Annotated in this window: 18 protein-coding genes; 5 read left to right on the top strand and 13 right to left on the bottom strand. The window is 50.1% G+C overall.

Features of this window, described 5'->3' with window-relative positions; translation table 11 throughout:
• Window positions 1-12: 12 nt before the first annotated feature.
• On the bottom strand, window positions 13-1,230 hold the full coding sequence (gene tyrS / locus NHAL_RS05435; RefSeq protein ID WP_013032168.1) for a tyrosine--tRNA ligase: 1,218 nt from the start codon (window positions 1,228-1,230) through the stop codon (window positions 13-15).
• A gap of 392 nt (window positions 1,231-1,622) precedes the next feature.
• Here tyrS and NHAL_RS05430 point away from each other — a divergent pair, with 392 nt between their 5' ends.
• On the top strand, window positions 1,623-3,068 hold the full coding sequence (locus NHAL_RS05430) for an OapA family protein (RefSeq protein WP_013032167.1): 1,446 nt from the start codon (window positions 1,623-1,625) through the stop codon (window positions 3,066-3,068).
• Window positions 3,069-3,082: 14 nt separating this feature from the next.
• Window positions 3,083-4,213, top strand: coding sequence for an anhydro-N-acetylmuramic acid kinase (locus NHAL_RS05425; protein ID WP_013032166.1), 1,131 nt, complete (start codon window positions 3,083-3,085; stop codon window positions 4,211-4,213).
• On the opposite strand, the gene gcvPA is transcribed toward NHAL_RS05425, so the two are convergent.
• The 4 genes from gcvPA to glgC all read right to left on the bottom strand — a co-directional run bounded on the left by gcvPA (window position 4,177) and on the right by glgC (window position 9,002).
• Window positions 4,177-5,535 carry an aminomethyl-transferring glycine dehydrogenase subunit GcvPA gene (gene gcvPA, locus NHAL_RS05420; RefSeq protein ID WP_013032165.1) on the bottom strand — a complete coding sequence of 453 codons (1,359 nt, stop codon included), beginning with the start codon at window positions 5,533-5,535 and terminating at the stop codon, window positions 4,177-4,179. The two genes, NHAL_RS05425 and gcvPA, sit on opposite strands and share 37 nt — an antisense overlap.
• Before the next feature lie 18 nt (window positions 5,536-5,553).
• Window positions 5,554-5,946: a glycine cleavage system protein GcvH gene (gcvH, locus tag NHAL_RS05415; protein WP_013032164.1), complete on the bottom strand. Its 393-nt coding sequence runs from the start codon at window positions 5,944-5,946 to the stop codon at window positions 5,554-5,556.
• A 30-nt stretch (window positions 5,947-5,976) separates the two neighbouring features.
• Window positions 5,977-7,425, bottom strand: a complete 1,449-nt coding sequence (gene malQ / locus NHAL_RS05410) for a 4-alpha-glucanotransferase (RefSeq protein ID WP_013032163.1) — start codon at window positions 7,423-7,425, stop codon at window positions 5,977-5,979.
• A gap of 305 nt (window positions 7,426-7,730) precedes the next feature.
• Window positions 7,731-9,002 (bottom strand): glucose-1-phosphate adenylyltransferase, encoded by a 1,272-nt coding sequence (gene glgC / locus NHAL_RS05405; protein ID WP_013032162.1) that lies wholly within the window; start codon window positions 9,000-9,002, stop codon window positions 7,731-7,733.
• A gap of 86 nt (window positions 9,003-9,088) precedes the next feature.
• Between glgC and glgB the strand changes: the two genes are divergently transcribed.
• Window positions 9,089-11,338: a 1,4-alpha-glucan branching protein GlgB gene (glgB, locus tag NHAL_RS05400; protein WP_013032161.1), complete on the top strand. Its 2,250-nt coding sequence runs from the start codon at window positions 9,089-9,091 to the stop codon at window positions 11,336-11,338.
• 17 nt (window positions 11,339-11,355) lie between these two features.
• Here the strand turns inward: glgB and pgi are convergent, their stop codons facing one another.
• Genes pgi through ndk form a run of 6 tightly spaced genes read right to left on the bottom strand, consistent with a single transcriptional unit; the run spans window position 11,356 to window position 17,698 of the window.
• The gene (gene pgi, locus NHAL_RS05395; RefSeq protein WP_013032160.1) at window positions 11,356-13,026 is read right to left on the bottom strand and encodes a glucose-6-phosphate isomerase; all 1,671 of its coding nucleotides are present in this window, start codon (window positions 13,024-13,026) and stop codon (window positions 11,356-11,358) included.
• 18 nt (window positions 13,027-13,044) lie between these two features.
• Window positions 13,045-14,310, bottom strand: a complete 1,266-nt coding sequence (gene hisS / locus NHAL_RS05390) for a histidine--tRNA ligase (protein WP_013032159.1) — start codon at window positions 14,308-14,310, stop codon at window positions 13,045-13,047.
• A 60-nt stretch (window positions 14,311-14,370) separates the two neighbouring features.
• On the bottom strand, window positions 14,371-15,342 hold the full coding sequence (locus tag NHAL_RS05385; RefSeq protein WP_013032158.1) for a RodZ domain-containing protein: 972 nt from the start codon (window positions 15,340-15,342) through the stop codon (window positions 14,371-14,373).
• A gap of 2 nt (window positions 15,343-15,344) precedes the next feature.
• Window positions 15,345-16,133 carry a type IV pilus biogenesis/stability protein PilW gene (gene pilW / locus NHAL_RS05380; protein WP_013032157.1) on the bottom strand — a complete coding sequence of 263 codons (789 nt, stop codon included), beginning with the start codon at window positions 16,131-16,133 and terminating at the stop codon, window positions 15,345-15,347.
• Entirely contained in the window at window positions 16,130-17,245 is a 1,116-nt protein-coding gene (gene rlmN, locus NHAL_RS05375; protein ID WP_041354662.1) for a dual-specificity RNA methyltransferase RlmN, read from the bottom strand. The genes pilW and rlmN overlap by 4 nt, the downstream gene beginning before the upstream one ends.
• A gap of 21 nt (window positions 17,246-17,266) precedes the next feature.
• On the bottom strand, window positions 17,267-17,698 hold the full coding sequence (ndk, locus tag NHAL_RS05370) for a nucleoside-diphosphate kinase (RefSeq protein WP_013032155.1): 432 nt from the start codon (window positions 17,696-17,698) through the stop codon (window positions 17,267-17,269).
• 279 nt (window positions 17,699-17,977) lie between these two features.
• Here ndk and NHAL_RS05365 point away from each other — a divergent pair, with 279 nt between their 5' ends.
• On the top strand, window positions 17,978-19,705 hold the full coding sequence (locus tag NHAL_RS05365) for a proline--tRNA ligase (RefSeq protein ID WP_013032154.1): 1,728 nt from the start codon (window positions 17,978-17,980) through the stop codon (window positions 19,703-19,705).
• Window positions 19,702-20,265 carry a lytic transglycosylase domain-containing protein gene (locus NHAL_RS05360; protein ID WP_013032153.1) on the top strand — a complete coding sequence of 188 codons (564 nt, stop codon included), beginning with the start codon at window positions 19,702-19,704 and terminating at the stop codon, window positions 20,263-20,265. The genes NHAL_RS05365 and NHAL_RS05360 overlap by 4 nt, the downstream gene beginning before the upstream one ends.
• Before the next feature lie 90 nt (window positions 20,266-20,355).
• On the opposite strand, the gene NHAL_RS05355 is transcribed toward NHAL_RS05360, so the two are convergent.
• Together NHAL_RS05355 and NHAL_RS05350 are read right to left on the bottom strand one after the other, a co-directional pair.
• Window positions 20,356-21,015, bottom strand: coding sequence for a NapC/NirT family cytochrome c (locus NHAL_RS05355; protein ID WP_013032152.1), 660 nt, complete (start codon window positions 21,013-21,015; stop codon window positions 20,356-20,358).
• A gap of 19 nt (window positions 21,016-21,034) precedes the next feature.
• The gene (locus NHAL_RS05350; RefSeq protein WP_013032151.1) at window positions 21,035-21,757 is read right to left on the bottom strand and encodes a cytochrome c family protein; all 723 of its coding nucleotides are present in this window, start codon (window positions 21,755-21,757) and stop codon (window positions 21,035-21,037) included.
• Between the last annotated feature and the right edge of the window lie 14 nt (window positions 21,758-21,771).

Raw genomic sequence — 21,771 nt, 5'->3', positions numbered from 1 at the left:
ATGGCCTATTTTTTAACAATTATCTTCGGAAAGCCCTATAGATACTCGAGCAAAGCGCCGTTTACCTACTTGCACTACACAGGTAATGCCAGGTAATAGTTGGAGAGATTGGTTCTCGATGCGCTCACCATCTATCCTGACAGCCCCCTGTTTAATCATACGCAAGGCTTCCGAGGTACTTGTCGTAAGGGCCGATTCCTTCAGGAGCCTGGCAATAGGTATCCCTTCTTTTCCCGTCGATATGGGAATTTCAGAGATATCTTCCGGCAAAACGCCCTGGCGAAATTGGGCAACAAAAACTTCATGGGCCTGTTCGGCCATGCCATCACTGTGGAAGCGGGCAACGATTTCTTTCGCTAGCTTTATCTTGATATCACGGGGGTTAGCCCCCTGTTCAACTTCTTTCTTCCAGTGGGCAATCTCAGTCATTGGGCGAAAACTCAGCAGCTCAAGATAACGCCACATTAATTCGTCAGAGATGGACATAAGCTTGCCAAACATCTCCCTAGGTGGCTCGTTGATGCCGATATAGTTTCCCAGGGATTTAGACATCTTCTGCACGCCATCGAGCCCTTCCAAAATGGGCATCGTAATAATGACTTGTGGCCTTTGACCGTAAACTTTCTGCAAATCTCGGCCCACTAGCAAATTAAATTTCTGATCGGTACCACCTAGCTCTACATCAGCTTTTAATGCTACTGAATCATAGCCTTGTAATAAAGGATAGAGAAATTCATGGATGGCAATAGGCTGTCCACTTTGGTAGCGCTTATAGAAATCATCACGCTCAAGCATGCGTGCCACTGTGTAATGGGAAGACAACCGCACTAAATCAGCAGCCGTCATTCCATTCATCCAGCTAGAATTGAAAACCACCAAGGTTTTTTCAGGATCAAGTATCTTAAAAATCTGCTCTTCGTAGGTGCGGGCATTCTCCAGGACTTCATCACGGGTAAGCGGTTGGCGCGTTATATTTTTTCCTGTGGGATCACCGATCATTCCGGTGAAGTCGCCAATCAAAAACAAAGCTTCATGCCCAAGCTTCTGAAACTGACGCAGCTTATTAAGTAGCACCGTATGTCCTAGATGCAGCTCTGGTGCAGTGGGATCGAAGCCAGCTTTGACGCGCAAAGTTTTACCTTGCTCCAACCTTAGCTTCAATTCTTCTGCTAGCAATATTTCTTCGGTTCCCCGCAGTATTTCATCGAAAACCTGCTGCGGTGATGCCATGGTTCCTCCACATCACTTAAGCAATATCAATTCATTAAGTTTGACTATACCACAGCCTCACCTGACATCGCTCTGTAAACTTACAAGTTTGGTTTAACCGCTCCCCAAACTTCCCCTCCCGCATTAAATTGAGAGCGCCAATTCCTGACGTCGAACTTCCAGAGATAGATTTTCAGCGCGTCTAGTCACACCTGCCCCAAGCGCCTATATCGTTAAATACTTGCGAACGGCCTTGATAACAGCTTCAATGGGAGATAAATAGCCTCCTCTTCATCTAGACTGGAGCCGAATTCCAGTTAGCAACCTATACCTATTGACCCAACGTTGCTAGCGAATTACGGTTGATAGTAAAGAACTCCGCCCATGGATACGCGTTTATAGGATCCAGAACAATGATTGACAAGGACTACCGCTACTATATCCACAAAACAAAGAATAGAGGGGCCTATTGGCATAAAAAATATCGACACCGAAAAAAGCATGTACCTTGGATACTTACCTTAGGCTGCATTAGCCTCTTGAGTATTGGCATTGGCCTTACTCTATATGGGCGGGAACTGTCAGCGTATCCTACCCGTCCCCTGACCCAGATTGACCACCTAACTTTAGGGACTATAGCTGCAGGGACTATAGCTGCCCGCCAGCCACTCCCCACCCAAAAACCCGCAGCCATCGCCGCCAAACCTCACGCAATCACACCGGATCTCCATAACTGGCAGAATATCACCATTAAGAAGGGAGACAATCTTTCCCGTATTTTTTCCCGGTTAGGTCTAAGTCCCCGTCAGGTCCATGAGGTGATGTCCTTAGGAAACCCCGTACGCCCCCTGGCACTTCTGCGCCCTGGCCAGTTGTTACAGATCGCCCTTAAGGGTGATAACGACAGTCGGCAACTCGCCGCCTTACGCCTTAATTTTAGCCCTATCGAGTATCTTGAAGTCCAGGCTAAAGATGATAAGTTCCAGGCTAAGCGCATCAGCCGAAATGTTCAAACTCGCCTTGAAACCGTTACGGGAACCGTTGAAAACTCCCTTTTTAAAGATGGGCTTCAAGCGGGCCTTACGAATAAACAAATCATGGAGCTAACCCAGATTTTTGGCTGGGATATCGATTTCGCACTGGATCTAAGATCAGGAGACAACTTCAAGGTGCTCTTTGAGGAACACTACCTCCAAGATAAAAAAGTACAAAATGGGCCTATTGTTGCCGCTGAATTTACCAATCGCGGCAAAACTTTCCGGGCCATTCGCTACCCTGATGGCAACGGCCATTCAGCTTACTACACTCCCGCAGGGCTGAGTATGCGTAAGGCCTTCTTGCGCACCCCTGTCAATTACTCGCGAATCAGTTCTCATTTTAACCTCCAGCGTAAACATCCCGTTCTCAACCGAATCCGCGCCCATAAAGGAGTCGATTACGCAGCCCCCATCGGAACCCCAGTTAAAGCCGCTGGTGACGGCAAAGTCGTATTCGTGGGCCGCAAAGGAGGGTATGGCAAAGCCGTCATACTACAACATGGCACTAAATACAGCACTCTCTACGGACACTTATCTCGCTTCAAGCGGGGGCTAAAGGTGGGAGCCAGAATCAGCCAGGGGGAAGTCATTGCTTATGTAGGCCAAACAGGTCTTGCCACCGGCCCCCATTTACATTACGAATTTTTAGTTAATGGAGTCCATCGCAACCCTCTCACAGTGAAATTACCCCAGGCCAACCCCATCCCCTCTCAGCTCCAGCAGGATTTTCAGAGACACGCAACTAAACTCGTGGCACAACTGGATGCCGCGGATAACACCACTGTAGTCCTCAACCAATCACTCAATTCCCAACCTAACTAGGCCAAAATCACAACATGGCTCAACGTTATATTGGTCTCCTGTCTGGTACCAGCATGGATGCTATCGATGCCGCCCTAGTGGAGCTGGAACCACTTCGGCTTTTAACCACCCATACCGTTCCTATGCCTGCAGCTCTGCGGCAACAATTATTTACTTTGATAGAACGCCGCACAACCTCTCTAGAAGACTTAGGAGCCCTGGATATTCGTCTCGGACGTCTTTTTGCAGAAACGGTCATCGAACTATTAGCCAAGGCACAGGCTTCTGCTGCTGAGGTCCAAGCCATCGGGAGCCACGGCCAAACCATCTACCATTGGGCCCACGCTCCAGACCCGTTTACCCTACAATTAGGGGATCCCAATACGATTGCGGAAATAACAGGCATTACCACCGTGGCCGATTTCCGCCGCCGTGACCTTGCGGCCGGAGGTCAAGGCGCACCTTTAGCACCTGCTTTTCACGCTGCTTTTCTTAGCACGCCTCATCATCACCGGGCAGTGCTGAATATTGGCGGTATGGCCAATATTAGCTTTCTGCCCACCGACTCCGAAAAAGGGGTATGGGGGTTTGATACGGGCCCAGGCAATACCTTAATGGACGGTTGGATACTTCGCCATTTAAACAAACCCCTGGACCGAGATGGCTGCTGGGCAGCATCGGGACAAATTAACGAGATGCTATTACAGCACTTACTGGCCGACCCCTTTTTTTCCCTTTCCCCCCCCAAGAGCACCGGCCGAGAATATTTCAACATGGCCTGGCTGGATCATATACTGGGCAAGATGAGAGCAAAACTTCCCCCTGCAGATGTCCAGGCGACTTTGTGTGCGCTCACCACAACCAGCATAAAGCTTGCAGTACAAAACTTCAGCCCCCAGACGGAAGAACTTTTGGTTTGCGGAGGAGGAGCCAACAACAAAACTTTAATGGAGGAATTGCAGAAACTGTTGACCCCTTGCCGTGTGACCACTACCGCAACCTATGGAATCCCTCCTCAATGGGTTGAAGCCTGCGCCTTTGCTTGGCTGGCCAAGCAAACCTTGGAAGGTCATCCCGGAAACCTGCCTGAGGTGACCGGTGCCAGGCATCCAGTCATTCTAGGGGCTATTTATGCAGGCAATGCTGCGGCTAATTCCCGCGTATAAAGCTCGATCTCTTCTTCGGTACGCAGTTCAGTAGCGCAGACCAACAAGGTATCGCCTAATTCCGGATAAGTGCGATCCAACCTCACTCCAGCTAAAATTCCATGTTGCCCTAAGGTCGATAAGACTGTTGATGCTTGAACTGGGAAACGTAATACCGCCTCATGGAAAAATGGCTTTTCAAACACTTGCTCCACTCCGGGAATAGCCGTCAACCGTTTTACTAAAGCCATGGTGTTGGCATGACAAGCAGCGGCCACTTGGGCTAACCCCTGAGGTCCTAACAATCCCATGTACAAAGTAGCCGCAGTCACCATCAAACCCTGGTTGGTGCAAATATTTGAAGTGGCTTTAGAACGGCGAATATGTTGCTCCCGCGCCTGCAGCGTCAGCGTATACCCTGGCTTATTTTCTAAGTCTACGGTACGGCCGACAATCCGCCCTGGCATCTGACGAACATGGGCTTGCTTGCAGGCCATGAATCCAAAATAGGGTCCTCCGCTGGCAAGCGGTATCCCTAAAGGTTGGCCCTCGCCACAGACAATATCCGCACCTACCTCGCCCCACTCACCAGGGGGTTTCAATAAGGCCAGTGAAGTAGGATTAACCACGCCAATCACCAGCCCCCCTTGTTTATGGGCCCAATTGGTTAGGGCATCCACTTCTTCCAAACAGCCAAAATAGTTGGGCTGAGGAATCACCAAAGCCGCAAAGTCCTCCTTGATGGATTCCAAGGCTTCCAAATCTATAGCCCCGCTGGCGATGTCATAGGGAATTTCTTCCAAGGAAATCCCCTGATTTTGCACCAAGGTCGCCACCACCTTGCGGTAGGCGGGATGAACCGTAGCAGGCACAAGCACACGGGGGGATTTCCCCCGACGACTTAGGCGGACCGCCATCAGTACCGCCTCGCCCAAAGCGGAAGCACCATCATAAATGGAAGCATTGCTCACTTCCATACCTGTCAGCGCCGCCACCATGCTTTGATATTCGTAAATAACTTGTAGCGTGCCTTGGCTCGCCTCCGCTTGGTAAGGGGTATACGCGCTGTAGTATTCCCCCCGTGAAGTGATTTCCCAAATCGGTGCGGGAATGTGATGCTGATAAGCGCCCCCGCCGGCAAAACAAATGGCTGCATGGTTCTGCGCGGCCCGTCCCCGCAGAAGCCGAGTCACCTCTATTTCATTCAAACCAGGGGGGACAGCATCAAAGTCGGTTGTTCTCAAAGCGGCGGGAATTTCATCAAAAAGCGCCTCAATATCAGGCACCCCTATGGTTGCCAGCATAGAACGGATGTCTTCATCAGTATGGGGGATGAATGGCATGACAAATGTCTCCTATAACTAGCTCTCAGCAGCAATCATATCAGCATAGCCCTTGGCGTCTAGGAGTTGGTCTAAGGCTGCAGCGCTATCTGGACGCAGCCGGAACAGCCACCCATCGCCATAGGGTTCCTGGTTAATGAGTTCTGGTTGGTCCATAAGCAGTGTATTTACCTCGATGATCTCTCCCTCTACTGGAGCATACACATCGGATGCTGCCTTCACCGATTCGACTACCATGCATTCCCCGCCAGCACGGACGGTAGCCCCCACTTCCGGTAACTCAACATAAACCACATCACCTAGCAATTCTTGGGCATGCGCGGTAATCCCCACTGTCAGGTCACCCTCCCCTTCCTGCCGGGCCCATTCATGGGTCTTGGTATATTTTAATTCTGCAGGAATCTCACTCATGATTTTCTCCTTATTCACTCATTACTCTATTCATAACCGATCATAGCGCTCAACCAAGCGACGTACCCGTGCCGCAAGATCCGGTTTTATCTGTGACCAATTAAAACGCCAGCGCCAATTACCCTCAATCGTTCCCGGTAAATTCATGCGCCCCTCGCTCCCTAACTCCAAAATATCTTGCATCGGCACGACAGCATGCCGTGCTACTGACTGAAAGGCACAATTAATCAGCGCCCATGGCATAGGCTCGGCTGGAAATCCTAGGCACTCGTAGACCCAGTGGCGTTTCTCTTCAGACAAGCGATTAAACCAACCTAAGATGGTATCGTTATCGTGGGTACCCGTATACACCACACAGTTTTCCACGTGATTTTCAGGAAGATAAGGGTTATCAGATCCGCCATCAAAAGCAAATTGTAAAACTTTCATCCCAGGCAAATGAAATTGATCCCGCAACACCTCCACCTCTGGAGTAATGGTGCCTAAATCCTCAGCCACCAACGGTAGAGCCCCGTAGTAAGCCTCCAAGGTGTGAAATAGAGCTTCGCCAGGTGCTTTTATCCATCGCCCCTTAACCGCTGTTTCAGCATCAGCAGAAATCTCCCAGTAGGATTCAAAGCCGCGGAAGTGATCAATGCGGATGATATCGCATAACTTTAACTGGGTGCGCATTCGCCCTAGCCACCAACAAAATCCATCGGCTTCAATGGCATCCCACTGGTAGAGGGGATTTCCCCAACGCTGGCCAGTTGCCGAAAAATAATCAGGAGGCACCCCTGCCATCACCGTCAACTGGCCATCCTTATCCAAAGTAAAATATTCTGGTTGAGCCCAAACATCAGCACTATCGTGGGCAACAAAAATGGGCATATCACCGAAGATCAATATCCCATGCCAATTGGCATAATTTTTGAGTCTCGACCACTGCCGAAAAAAAATAAATTGCTCAAAGCGGTTACGGTCCATCAAAGTCCCTAGCTCTTGGCCTGCCGCTTTAAGCACCTGTTCTTCCCGCCTGCGCAGTTTTTGGGGCCATTCAAACCAAGGGGTATTACCATAGGTTTCCCGCAGGGCTTGAAATAGAACATAGTCTTCCAACCAAAAAGCTTGATCCCGGCAAAATGCTGTAAATTCAGCCTGCATCGCCTGGTTTGCATAAATAGCAAAGCGGCGACACCCCTGTTGTAGCACCGCCTTACGATCGGCCAAGTCAGCATCACAGACCCCAAACCAGGGTTCCTCAACCAGGGCCTGCAAGGAAATTAATTTCGGATTACCGGCATGAACCGAGAGGCATTGATAGGGGGATAGATCCTCGTGGGTAGGCCCTAAAGGAAGGACCTGCCAAACCGTAATACCCGCTTCCGCAAGAAAATCCACGAAACGGTAAGCGTCCGCCCCTAGATCGCTACTCGGCAAAGACGTAACATGGAGCAAAATCCCCCCATGTCGCTGCCGAAATGGCTCAGCCTTTACCACACTAACATCCTCTTAATGGGTGGCCACACGCCCGTGGATGCCATGGTAGAAAACAAGCAGCCCGCTAGTTCCTGTCATGGAGAGGTAACAGGGCTATCCATTATTAAACCGTTAATCTGCACCGATGAGTTCCCCTTTCTAACCGGTAAATTAAAGCCGCCTGCCACCCAAAAGGCCAAGCTGTTCATCACAACATCAATTTAAGGATTTTAAAATAAAAGGGAGAAACTAGTTCGGTGACAATGCCTTTTCTGCACCCTAGCATCGAAGCCGAGGGTACAGGATAAATAGCCCCCTGTCGACCGTCAACGAATATAACGGTACCTTTGGCCCAACATCTCTGGGGTGACTAAAACGACTTCCTCCTCCGTGACATAGAAACGTTTTTTGTCCTCTTCCAAATCTTCACCAATCACCATGCCATCAGGCACTTTACAGCCTTTATCCAAGATTGCCTTCCTAATATAGCAATGCTTACCTATTGTCACATCCGGCAGCACCACACTATCAGACACTTCGCTATGGGACTCCACCCGTACATTGGAGAACAGTAACGAATGACTCACCCGAGCACCGGCGATGATACACCCCCCGGAAACCATAGAATCTACCGCCATCCCCCGACGATCCTCGTTGTCGAAAATAAACTTTGCGGGAGGCAACTGAGCCTGGTAAGTCCATATCGGCCAATCTTCATCGTAAAGATTGAGTTCTGGGCTAACCCCAATCAACTCCAGGTTAGCTCTCCAAAAGGCATCCACCGTCCCCACATCCCGCCAGTAGCCGGGATCCCCGCCCTGGACATCACGGAAAGGGAAAGCAACCACTCGATAATTACTACGCAGCATAGAAGGAATGATATCCTTACCAAAGTCGTGGGAAGAGCTGGAAGTATCCGCATTTTTAATCAGCTGTTCATAAAGGAAAGACGCATTGAAGATATAAATGCCCATAGAGGCTAATGTCTCACCAGACCGCCCTGGAGAGGGTTTGGGATGCTCCGGTTTTTCAATAAACTCTATCACCCGGAGATTATCATCGACACTCATGACACCAAAGGCCTTGGCCTCCTTGAGAGGCACATGGATACAACCGACGGTCATATCGGCCTCAGATTCTACGTGGTAGGCCAACATATCCCCATAATCCATCTTGTAAACATGGTCGCCTGCCAAAACGAGTACATAATCTGGATTGTGGGTGCGGATAATATCGAGATTCTGATAAACCGCATCGGCGGTGCCTGCATACCAAGAATCCTCGATCCGCTGGGAGGCCGGCAATAACTCTACGAATTCACCAAGGTAGCCCCGCATGAATCCCCAGCCTTGCTGAATATGGCGGACCAGCGAATGGGCCTTATACTGGGTTAATACCCCGATACGGCGGATACCCGAATTAACACAGTTGGAAAGAGGAAAATCGATAATGCGAAATTTACCCCCAATAGGTACTGCCGGCTTAGCTCGCCAAGCCGTCAAGTGCTTCAACCGGGAGCCTCGCCCCCCCGCAAGGATTAGCGCTAAAGTATCACGGGTAAGACGGCTTACGAAACGGGCGCTATAATTTTTTGCCATAGTAAAAGAAACCTTAGCTAGGGCGGAACTGGCCTGTAGACTTTAACTGTATAGTATAGCGTACGACCTTAAAAAATAAGATCACCATGACCGATTCTCAGTATTCCGCGCAACCCAGGGCTCCTGAACTCTCAGAGGAGCTTAAAAAGATCGTAAAGGCCCGCCATCCCGATCCCTTTAAAGTACTAGGCTGCCATCCCCACGGAAAAGGCATCCTGGTACGGGTCCATCTCCCCCATGCCACCCAGGCCTGGGTTGGGACCGAAGGCACTCGGGAAATGGTGCGGTCTTCAACAACGGGTTTATTCGAATGGCATGGAGAGGTCAAAGAACTCTCCCCCCCCTATCAGATTTTATGGAAGGATGAGAGAGGGACGACCCATCGCGGGTACGACCCCTACTGCTTCCCTCCACAACTTTCCGATTACGATCTCCACCTTTTCAGGGAAGGCAAACACTGGCACGCCTACCGTATTCTGGGCTCCCATCCAGTGACTGTGAATGGCATCAGTGGCATTTTGTTTGCCACCTGGGCCCCCGAAGCTGAACGGGTAAGCGTGGTAGGAGATTTCAACCGCTGGGACGGTCGCTGCCACCCCATGCGACTTCGGGGCCTAACCGGAGTTTGGGAGCTGTTCATCCCCGGTTTGAAACCAGGCACCCTCTATAAATACGAGCTCCGTAACCAGAATTATGGATCCCTCCATCTTAAGTCCGATCCTTACGCGCAACATTTCGAACTACGTCCTAATACGGCCGCTATTGTAGAGTCAAAAAACAGCTACCTGTGGCGGGACCAAAAGTGGATGCTCCAGCGCAAGAAATTCAATTGGCTCCATCAGCCGATTTCAGTCTATGAGGTCCACCTCGGATCCTGGCAACGGGATGAAAACGGCAAATTCCTCAATTATCGCCAGCTAGCCTGGCGATTAGTAGATTATGTCTTAAACATTGGGTTTACCCATATTGAGCTTCTACCAGTGACTGAACACCCCTTGGATGCCTCTTGGGGTTATCAAACAACAGGTTATTTCGCGCCGACGAGTCGCTTCGGCACACCTGATGAGTTCCGATACTTTGTGGATTATTGTCACCTCCATGGCATTGGCGTGCTCATGGATTGGGTGCCTGGGCATTTTCCCAAGGATGACCACGCCTTAGCCCGATTTGATGGCAGCGCCCTCTACGAACATGAAGATCCCCGTCGTGGAGAGCATAGAGACTGGGGAACGCTTATTTTCAACTACGGTCGGCATGAAGTTAAGAATTTCCTGCTTTCTTCCGCCTTCTATTGGCTCGAAGAGTTCCATATTGACGGCCTACGGGTAGATGCAGTGGCTTCAATGTTATATCTAGACTATTCCCGGGAGGAGGGAGATTGGATACCTAATAAATATGGGGGGCGCGAAGATCTTGAGGCTATCGAGTTTCTACGGGAGCTGAATACCGTACTTCATGAACAGCATCCAGGCGCCTTGGTCATCGCTGAAGAATCCACCTCCTGGCCTATGGTCTCGCGGCCAGTCTATCTTGGGGGCCTTGGCTTTTCCATGAAATGGAATATGGGCTGGATGAATGACACTCTACTCTATATGAGCAAAGATCCCATTCACCGTCATTATCATCACGATGCCCTGACCTTTGGGCTGCTATATGCCTTTAACGAAAACTTTATGTTGCCCCTCTCCCATGACGAAGTCGTCCATGGAAAGAAATCCTTACTTTACAAGATGCCGGGGGATGAGTGGCAACGATTTGCTAATCTCCGCCTGCTCTATACCATGATGTTCACCTACCCAGGTAAGAAGTTGTTATTCATGGGCTGTGAGTTTGGACAAGGTGAGGAATGGAACGAGTCCCGAACCCTGGACTGGTACCTGCTAGAGTATCCTTTCCACCAGGGGGTGCAAATGGCCATCAGAGACCTCAACCGCCTCTATTATGGCCTCCCTGCCTTACATGACCATGATTTCGAGAAGGAAGGCTTTGAATGGATCGACTGCCATGATTCTGCCCAATCGATCTTGAGCTACCTACGCCTAAAAGAGGACGATTTTGTGGTCGTGGTGTTAAATTTTACCCCTGTCCCCCGGACTAATTACCGTCTCGGGGTTCCTAAAGCCGGCACCTATTCAGAGTGCTTCAATTCGGATTCTACCTACTATGGCGGCAGCAATATCGGCAATAACCAAGGCATCCAAGCCGAGGAGATTAGCTGGATGGGACGTCCCTATTCCATCAACATTACGGTGCCTCCTTTAGCGGGAATCGTATTGCAACCGAAACCTCTAACCAAGGAGGAGCCCTCTATCCCGTCCCTCAATCCCAAAAAATAAAGCCCTTAGGCGTATTCCTAGGAATGATGGGTATTCCTGATGCGCTTAATGCGCTTATAGTAATTCATCAGCCCATTAGTGGAGGAATCGTGACTGCTGACCTCCCCGGAGGCTTGTAGCTCCGGCAAGATAGTCTTGGCCAACTGCTTGCCCAGTTCCACTCCCCACTGGTCAAACGAATTAATATCCCAGAGCACCCCCTGGACAAACACCTTATGCTCGTAAAAGGCAATCAATGCCCCCAGAGTCCAAGGGGTTAGTTTTGGAAAGAGGAAAGAATTGCTGGGGCGGTTGCCTTCAAAAAGCTTGTGGGGGATGAGCTGCTCTAATCTCTCCTGACTTAGGTTTGCCCCTTCCAGCTCGGCTCTTACCTCCGCCTCGGTTTTTCCCTTCATCAGGGCTTCGGTCTGGGCAAAAAAATTCGATAACAATATCCGGTGATGCTCTCCAAGAGGGTTATGGGATTCAATCGGCGCTAAAAAATCTGCCGTTACCAAGGGAGTCCCTTGGTGTAAGAGCTGGAAAAAGGCATGCTGGCCATTGGTGCCCGGTTCCCCCCAAATAACGTTACCCGTAGCATAGTCCACTGATTCTCCACCGCGAGTTACACTCTTACCATTACTTTCCATCTCCAATTGCTGTAAATAAGCAGGGAAACGTTCTAAATACTGATCGTAGGGCAGGATGGCATGGCTTTGGGCACCTAGAAAATTGATATTCCAGATCCCTAACATCGCAGCAATTACCGGCATGTTTTGCTCGAAAGGCGCCTCCCGAAAATGCTCATCCATCCCATGAGCCCCTTCGAGCAGTTCCTCGAAGCTATCCATGCCCAGGAAAAGTGCAATGGATAAACCAATGGCGCTCCAAAGGGAATAACGGCCGCCGACCCAATCCCAAAACTCAAACATGTTATGGAGATCTATGCCAAATTTTTCTACTTCGGCTTGGTTGGTAGAGACCGCAACAAAATGCTTGGCTATCGCCTTCTCGCTAGAGGCCGTACGAAGAAACCACTCCCGGGCACTATGGGCATTGGTCAAAGTTTCTTGGGTCGTGAAGGTCTTCGACGAAATCACGAACAAAACGGTCTCAGGTCGAATGACTTTCAGGGTTTCGGCCAATTGAGTCCCATCCACATTAGAGACAAAATGGACTCGAATGCCGGGCTTAGCATAGGGACGTAGGGCTGCTGTCACCATGGCAGGACCTAAATCAGAGCCACCAATCCCAATATTGACGATATCCGTTATACGTTCGCCACTGAACCCCCGCCACTGTCCGCTGTGCACGGCATCGCAGAACGCCCCCATACGCCTCAAAACACCATTCACCTGAGACATCACATCCTGACCCGCTACCCTAATGGGGCGGTTTGAACGGTTGCGTAATGCAATGTGCAGAACCGGACGATTTTCCGTATTATTAATGGGCTCGCCGGCAAACATCCGCTTAATCCATTGTTCGAGCCCTTGCTCACGGGCCAGATCAAGGAGCAGTTTCAGCGTTTCTTCCGTGATCAGGTTCTTAGAATAATCAAAAAGTATGTTTTTGAAAATTAATGAGAATTTATTAAATCGTTGGGGATCGGCCGCGAATAAATCTCGCATATGCTGCTTTCCCATACGGCCATGATGCTGGAGAAGAGCAGTCCAAGCGGGAGTATGCACCAGGGAAAGTTTCCTCATTTTTCTCAAATGTCGTCTTTAGCGCTGCTGCCGAATATAGTCAGGTAGTTTGCTTTGGGGCATAGATTGCTGGGGCTGCGCTTTGCGCAGATCTTTGACACTCACCGTCCCCTGAACCACCTCATCTTCCCCCAGGATAAGCGCCCAGCGGGCACCGCTGCGATCAGCGCGTTTCAATTGGCTTTTAAAGCTGCCGCCGCCGTAATTGACCTGCAACCTCACGCCAGGCACGGCCTCCCGCAAATGCTCGGCAAGCAGTAACGACTGGTGCTCTGCCTGGGGGCCAACAGCGACCACATAGAGATCGACAATAGCCGGTTCTTTCAAGCAGCCTTGCTCACCCAGCAACGTAATCAAGCGTTCCAACCCCAGGGCAAAACCTACCGCGGGTGTGGGTTGCCCGCCCAACTGTTCCACCAGACCATCAAAGCGCCCGCCCGCACACACAGTCCCCTGAGAACCTAACTGATCACTGACCCATTCAAAGACAGTTCGGGTGTAATAATCCAAGCCGCGAACTAAGCGGGGGTTGATTTCATAAGCAATACCGGCGCTATCAAGCAGATCTTGCAACGCTTCAAAATGATCCCGTGAATCCTTATCTAGATAATCGAGAAGCCGGGGAGCCTGCTCAATTATTTCCTGTAACGCCGGATTTTTACTATCCAAAATACGTAAAGGGTTGCTATGAAGCCGGCGGCGACTGTCTTCATCCAGGCAGTCCTGATGGTCTGTAAAAAAGTCCACGAGGCGTTCCCGGTAGGTCGCCCGTGCTGCGGGGGAGCCGAGAGAATTGAGCTGCAAGCGCAGACCCTCTAGTCCCAGCTGCCGCCAGAAGCGGGCAGTCATCAAGATGAGTTCAACATCCACATCAGGCCCTTTAGGACCTAAAACCTCTACCCCAATCTGGAAAAATTGCCGATAACGACCTTTCTGGGGCCGTTCATGGCGGAACATGGCGCCGTAATACCAAAGGCGCTGAGGGCCTTGGGTTAGCAAACCATGTTGCAGGACAGACCGAACACAACCCGCCGTGCCTTCTGGCCGCAGAGTTAAACTATCCCCATTCCGGTCGGTGAAGGTATACATCTCCTTCTCCACAATGTCGGTGACCTCACCAATGGAGCGTTGAAATAACTCCGTGGGCTCTAATAGGGGCAGACGGATTTCCTGATAACCATAGCTGGCCAGTACGTTGCGTAAAGTATCCTCCACCATTTGCCAATGGGGGGTTTGATCCGGAAGGATATCGTTCATCCCCCGAATAGCTTGTATCTTTTTCACTACACCCAAACCTTGTTTATTCAGAGAAGAAGCCCCAGGGAGCAGCTTCCCTCTCCCCTGTCAGTTTTCGTCGTCCGAGGAGCCCACCGTGAACCGAGCTACGTTTCCTTGCGTATAGGGCGCCAAATCTAAAGGCTGACCATTAAACTCCACTTTTGCCGCCAGAGCATTACCTATGGTGGCGTGCAAAGGAGCAGTCCCTGTTAACTCTAGGGTGGTGCCAGCCTTTAGCAGTTTGTACACAAGTTGCTCACCCGTGCTATCAGAGACCTCCACCCAGCTGTCACCTCTTAAATGGAGGGACAACTGGGCAGGGGCAGAGCCTCCCTCGCCTTGCGCTTCTTCCCCTGCCGGATTGTCTTCCCTAATGAGAGCAGGAGCCAAGGGAGAGGCCATTTCTGGTAAGTTCTCGTTGAAATCCCCCTCCAGCGACAGCAACTCTGGTTCCTCTGCCGATGCCGCAGAGGCTGGATTTAGGCTTTGGGGAGAGACTGCCGGCCTTTCCTCTGCCCTGGAATCATTGATTTCTGGCGCTGTGAGGGAAATGCCCATTTCATCCTTTGCACTTTTTTCCTGCTCCATGGGAGCCTCATCAGTCAGAGCCTCATTGGAAAAAAAGGGAATATTTCCCTCCCAAACCATCATTACCAAAATACCTAGCAGCACTATCAGCAGATAGGCCGCACTCCGGCTGGCCCAATGACTGCGCTTAACGGGCTTAGCATTTGTTCGGGGCGTTGGTGCAGGCGAGGCGGGTTCCCATTCGTCAAGGACTTGTGCCAACAGAGGATCCGGAGGCAAATCAAGAAATTTACAATAGGAACGCACGTATCCCAGAACAAACGCTTTTCCTGGTAGGGAGTCCCAACGACCTTCTTCCATAGCCCGGACCGTATCCATTCGCAAACGAAGGCTTGCCGCAACTTCGGTAAGCTCAAGACCACGGGCTTCCCGCGCCCGACGCAACTGCTCACCCGGAGAGATTTCTTCCCTAGGGGACGGGGAGGGGGGCGTTTCATCGGAGGCTACCATTATCACCGTTGCCTTTCCATACTCTCCCGCAATAGTTGGGCCTCCTGGGAATCAGGAAAGTTTTGCCTCAATAACAGGGCGTAACTAGACACCGCATCCTCGTTGCCTAACTCACGCTCAATTTTAATTCCTAACCATAAGGACTGGGAAGTATGCCGTGCTACCGCCCGATAACGTTGCAAGTATTCGTGGGCTTGTTGATAATGGCCTTGATTGAAGTTTATTTCAGCCATGCGATACAAGGACTTGGGAAGTCTTGGCTCGATCTGCAGCGCCTTGAGGTAATAGTCTTCTGCCTTATCAAGCTCAGATTGCTTTTGGGCAGCCATAGCGGCATTCTCATAGGCCAATTCCGGTGTACCATATAAAGGATTTTTAACGGCCTCCAAAAAATGTGTCTCCGCTTCCCGATAACGTCCTTGGCTATAAAGAAAAACTCCATAGTTGTTTTGGGCTTCCGAATAGCTAGAATCTAGTTTTATAGCTCGCTGAAAATGCTTTTCCGCCTCTTCTACCTGGCCCAAACGTTGCTTGAGCAGGGCTAAAGCATTATGAGCACTGGGAAGATTAGGATCTTGTCCTATCGCGCGCTCCAGTTTTTTTAGCGCTTGTTCCAACTCGCCTTGCTTGAAATATTCCACTCCCAATTGGACGTTAATTCGAGCCGCCCTGGCCCCATCAACCGAGGCGCTAGAGGCTTGGGTTTGAGAAGAAGAGGTTGAAGTTGAAGCACAACCCCCAAGGCCAAGCAAAATAATGGCCAATACTCCCGTAAATACCAATTTCATCATGCTGACAAGGGCTGCGGTAAAGAGCCCGCTACACGCTGTTGGTTTAAGGTACGGCGAGTACGGTCTTGAACTCGACCCGCCAATTGACCACAGGCGGCCGCAATATCATCGCCACGAGTTTTGCGGGTGACGGTCATAAGCCCTCCTCGTAGCAATTCCTCCCGAAAACGATCAATGGTCTCGGTATCAGAACGACGGTAAAGGCTGCCTGGAAAAGGATTAAAGGGAATGAGGTTAACCTTAGCGGGTAAACCTTGTAATAACCGTAATAGCGCCCGGGCATGTTGCAGAGAATCGTTCACTCCAGCCAACATGACATACTCAAAAGTCACGGCACGCCTTCTATCCCCTGCAACGTAACGCCGACATGCCGCCAGCAACTCCCCTATAGGGTACCGTTTATTCAGTGGGACAAGCTCATCACGAAGTTCATCCGTGGGGGCATGGAGCGAAACCGCGAGACTCACCGGGCAAATAGCGCGTAGCCGATCCATCGCGGGAACCATCCCGGCCGTGCTGAGAGTCACTCGACGCCAAGATAGCCCATAGGAAAAATCGTCTAACATCAAATTCATGGCAGCAACTACGTTATTAAAATTGGCAAGAGGCTCTCCCATACCCATCATGACCACATTAGTGATAATGCGCTCACCTTTGGGATCCCGCCCTAGGGCCTTATTCGCCAGCCACAGTTGGCCTATGATCTCCGACACCCCCAAATTGCGATTAAATCCTTGTTTCCCCGTGGCGCAAAAAGAGCAGTCCAAGATACAACCTACCTGGGATGAAACACAGAGTGTGCCTCGATCCTCCTCGGGGATGAATACCGTTTCAATACAATTGCCTCCGGACACCCGTAGCAACCATTTATACGTTCCATCGGTTGAATGATGCTGATGAACGACTTCCGGGAGAGCAATCACCGCGGTTTCCGCTAAGCGCGCCCGTAGCGACTTGCTCAGATCGGTCATGGCGCTAAAGTCAGTAACAAACTGCTGGTGGAGCCAACGAAGCATCTGACGGGCGCGAAAAGGTTTTTCACCGAGGCGGGCAAAAAAGGCTTCCAACCCGACCCGATCCAGATTAAGCAAATTGATTCTGGAGTCGGTCATCATCCTAGGAGACTTCAGTCTTTAGTTAATCCGTGGACAAATTTCTTCTGGCTTAAAGAAAAAATTGATTTCCTGCTCTGCCGTCTCTGGCCCATCAGAACCATGGACCGCATTAGCATCAATGCTTTCCGCAAAATCGGCGCGGATGGTCCCCGGAGCCGCTTCCTTCGGGTTGGTCGCTCCCATTAGCTCGCGGTTCTTGGCAATGGCATCCTCTCCTTCCAAAACCTGCACTATGACCGGCCCCGAGGTCATAAATTCAACCAAATCGTTATAAAAAGGCCGTTCTTTATGAACAGCATAAAACCCTTGAGCTTGTTCCTTGGACAGGTGGAGCATTCGGGCCGCCACAATTCGTAGTCCCCCTTTCTCAAAGCGGGTGTAAATCTCCCCGATGACATTCTTAGCAACGGCATCCGGCTTAATGATAGAGAGGGTGCGTTCAATCGCCATTTATATTATGCTCCTTATTTACTGAAAAGCAGAAAAATATACTAAGAAGAAGAGATTTTTGGGAAGAGATTATACCATCTTAGGCAGTGCTTATGCCTAGGGCAATGATCATTAATGCAAATTGCAATTGAACACCTCAATCACCTTAAAAAAAAGCACTTTTATGCTACCTCAATAGGGAGCCAACTAGTTCCAAGCCAACATCATAAGTTAAATAATTTTGGTAATAGTCAGTTCATGACCTAATTTGGGCTAATAAAACGGTTGACGATATTAAACATGCGTACTTCTCAATACTTGCTTACGACTACCCGCGAAACCCCAGCCGATGCCGAAATCATTAGCCACCAGTTGATGCTCAGGGGGGGATTCATCCGTCGCCTCGCGGCCGGCCTCTATACCTGGCTGCCCCTTGGCCTACGGGTACTCCGTAAGGTTGAAGGCATCATCCGTGAAGAAATGGATAAAGCCGGGGCCCAGGAAATTTTAATGCCCGCGGTGCAGCCTGCCGAACTATGGCAGGAAACGGGACGCTGGGAGCAATATGGACCCGAACTACTGCGCTTTACCGACCGTCATCAACGGCCTTTCTGTTTTGGTCCTACCCATGAGGAGGTCATTACTGATCTCATCCGCCGTGAAATACGGAGTTATAAACAGTTACCAGCCAATTTCTACCAAATTCAGGTGAAATTCCGGGATGAAATCCGGCCCCGCTTTGGCGTCATGCGGGCCCGGGAATTCTTAATGAAGGATGCCTATTCATTTCACCTGGACCAAACCTCATTGGAGCAAACTTATCAGCAAATGTACGAGACTTATTCTCGTATCTTTGAGCGAATTGGACTGACCTTTCGAGCAGTGCAAGCGGACACTGGAGCCATTGGTGGCCAAACTTCCCATGAATTCCATGTGCTCGCCGCCTCCGGTGAAGATGCCATCGCTTTCTCGGATAAAGGCACCTATGCCGCCAATGTGGAATTGGCAGCGGCCCTCCCCCCTAGCGGTGAACGAGCCTCCCCCAAAGAAACATTGTCTTTAGTAGAGACACCAGAGCAACGCACCATTGAAGAGGTCAGCCAATTCCTCAACACCCCCCCCTCAAGCTGCGTGAAAACCCTCTTGGTAGAAGGCAGCGAGGGAGGATTTGTGGCCCTCGCACTAAGAGGGGACCATGAACTCAATGAAGTAAAAGCGCAAAAACTTCCCCAAGTGGCTAGCCCTCTTCAATTTGCCACGCCCGAACAGGTGCGGGAAATCTGCAATGCCGGTATCGGTTCCATAGGACCCCTAGGCCTGGACATTCCTCTTATTGCAGACCATAGCGCCGCCCATTTAACCGACTTCGTTTGTGGGGCCAACCAGGAAGGTAAGCACTTTACCGGGGCCAACTGGGAACGCGATTTACCCGAGCCCATAACGGCTGATATCCGCAAGGTAGTGGATGGAGATCCAAGCCCCGATGGAGAAGGTTTTCTCTCCATCGCCCGCGGTATCGAGGTCGGTCATATCTTCCAGCTTGGCGAAAAATACAGCCAGGCTATGAACACCACGGTACTCGATGAAACAGGACAAGCTATTATCTTGACGATGGGCTGCTATGGTATTGGGGTCTCTCGAGTAGTCGCTGCGGCCATTGAACAAAATCATGATGAGCACGGCATTATCTGGCCTGATCCCATTGCCCCCTTCCAGTTGGCTCTCGTACCTATTAATGCCCATAAGTCAGTACGGGTACGGGAAACAGCCGATCAACTCTATAGCCAGTTACAAGCAGCAGGTTTTGAAGTATTGCTCGATGACCGTCAATTGCGTCCTGGAGTAATATTTACTGATATGGATTTGATTGGTATCCCCCACCGCCTAGTGATTAGTGACCGAGGATTGGATGCGGGTACTGTCGAATACAAGCGGCGCCGAGATGGTAAAACGAGCACAATTCAGTTAGACAACTTAATTCCTGGACTCAAGTCTGAATTAAAAACTCCGATACCCGGGAGGTCATGAATCTCCTTGGTTACAGTTTGCTATTTATTCTAGCTTCCTTTTCTACCCTGTTGGGTGCAGCCACTACTGAGCGACCCGATGCCCAGTTGCGGCAACAACTTATTGCCGCTGTTGGCATGAAAGATGGTTTTAAAGACCGATTCCATGCCCAGGTTTGGTTACTAGATATGGAGTACCGCCTTAAAAGCCGGCTCCCTAATCTTAAAGAACGCCTAACAATCCTGCGTCTGGCTCACCGGGAAGCAGTCCGGGCAAATTTACCTCCTGAACTGGTATTAGCGGTCATCGAAGTGGAAAGCAACTTCGACCGTTTTGCCATTTCTGAGGCCGGTGCTCGAGGCCTCATGCAAGTCATGCCTTTTTGGCGCAAAGAAATTGGCCATAGAAAAGATAATCTCTTGGATATTGCGACCAACCTGCGTTTTGGTTGCACTATCCTTCGTCACTATATCGACCAAGAAAAAGGCAATCTTACTCGAGCCCTAGCCCGTTATAATGGCAGTATTGGAAAAATATGGTACCCGAGCCGAGTCTATAAAGCCCTTCGCCGTTGGCAATAACACCAGGTCATATCATACCCGCCAAAAACAAAAACCCCGACCAAGGCCGGGGTTTTTGATAAGATCTAAAATATTGTCGTTATTTTGTATTTAATTCCTTACTGAACGAGTCTCCACCGAGGCCAATGGATTACGGTCTGTCCAGTCTATTTTCTCCCTAATAATCATCTCGCCCCTACGCTCACTGGCATCAAGATCAGTATGCTCTACGGGCGCATGTACTAGATTCTGATGGCAATCAATACAGGTCCATCCTTCGTTCAGCTTTTTGTGAGCTCGCTTGCCGGATTTAGCTACAGGTTGCGGATTCTTGTGACAATCTCGGCAAGTGACACTATCCCAACCCCTGAGATTCATGCGAGCATGGTGGGCCATTTCCAACCGCCGCTCATTGAATTTTTCAAGTGTAGAATAATCGTTGGTAAATTCTAAATATAGTTCTCGCACCCCATCCACCACATGGGTGTAAACCGCCTTGTGAAAGTTCCCTAAGCCTTGGGGAATGTGGCAATCTTTACACTGGGGTTCTAGCCCAAACGAACCATAATGGGCAGATTCTTGCAATTCCTCATAGGGGTAAGACATGGAGTGGCAACTGGTACAAAAAGTGGTGGTCGACAATGCCGCCTCACCACCGAAAACGATAACGATCAGACCAAATAAACCACCCGCCCCAACCGCAATCGGGCGCCAATGAACCTTAAAATACTCGCTAATGGCTTGCCACCATTGCTTTAATTTAGACAACATATTATTTCACTCCTAGCATTTACTTCTTCTTCGGTGGCGTAGCGTGCTTTTGGAATTCTTCATGGAACGATGCCACCGGATCACCAGAAAAAACGCCCTCTAGCTTATAATGCTCGTGCATCTCCTCATCATTACGCACCGCTTCTTTGAATTTAAACTCGTATTTTGGGTCCACCTCAGGGGTGAAAGGCGTATAAGGCTCTCTGGCATGAGGCCAGGGGGAACCTTCGTAGTTGAGGTGGCAGGCATTACAGCGCTCCTCGATTTCTTTATCCGTAAAGACCTGGCCCGCAGCTACAAGCTCTTCCCGTGGGGTAGTTTCCTGGGTTTCATCAAATTTATCAGCCGCATCCTTATGAATATGCTTGTATTCAGATCCAGGGCCATGACAGGATTCACAACCGACGCCCTGCAAATATTTTTTCAAACGCCTAGGGAGAGCAATTTCATAGCCCCCATACTTTCTAAACCCCGTTACATGGCAGCCGACACAGTCAGGATCTTCGGTGTAGTCTTCATCCGGATCTAATCCTGCTTTTTCCTTTGCCTCTGCTTCTTCACCAGGCTCTAAGGACTCCATCGCCTGCCCATGAGCTGTTTCAAGCCATGAGTCATACTGGGGCTCATGGCAACTTTTGCATTTTTTGAGCCCATCATAGGGGGGTTCATCTTGGGCCCATGTTGTTCCCATGGCAACTGCAAGCAGAGCATAAAAACATAAATGTCTAATTGTCTGGTTCATAAACTTTCTCCTTC

It is taken from the genome of Nitrosococcus halophilus Nc 4 (assembly GCF_000024725.1).
Taxonomy (GTDB): domain Bacteria; phylum Pseudomonadota; class Gammaproteobacteria; order Nitrosococcales; family Nitrosococcaceae; genus Nitrosococcus; species Nitrosococcus halophilus.
This window is presented reverse-complemented; position numbering and strand designations above follow the sequence as displayed.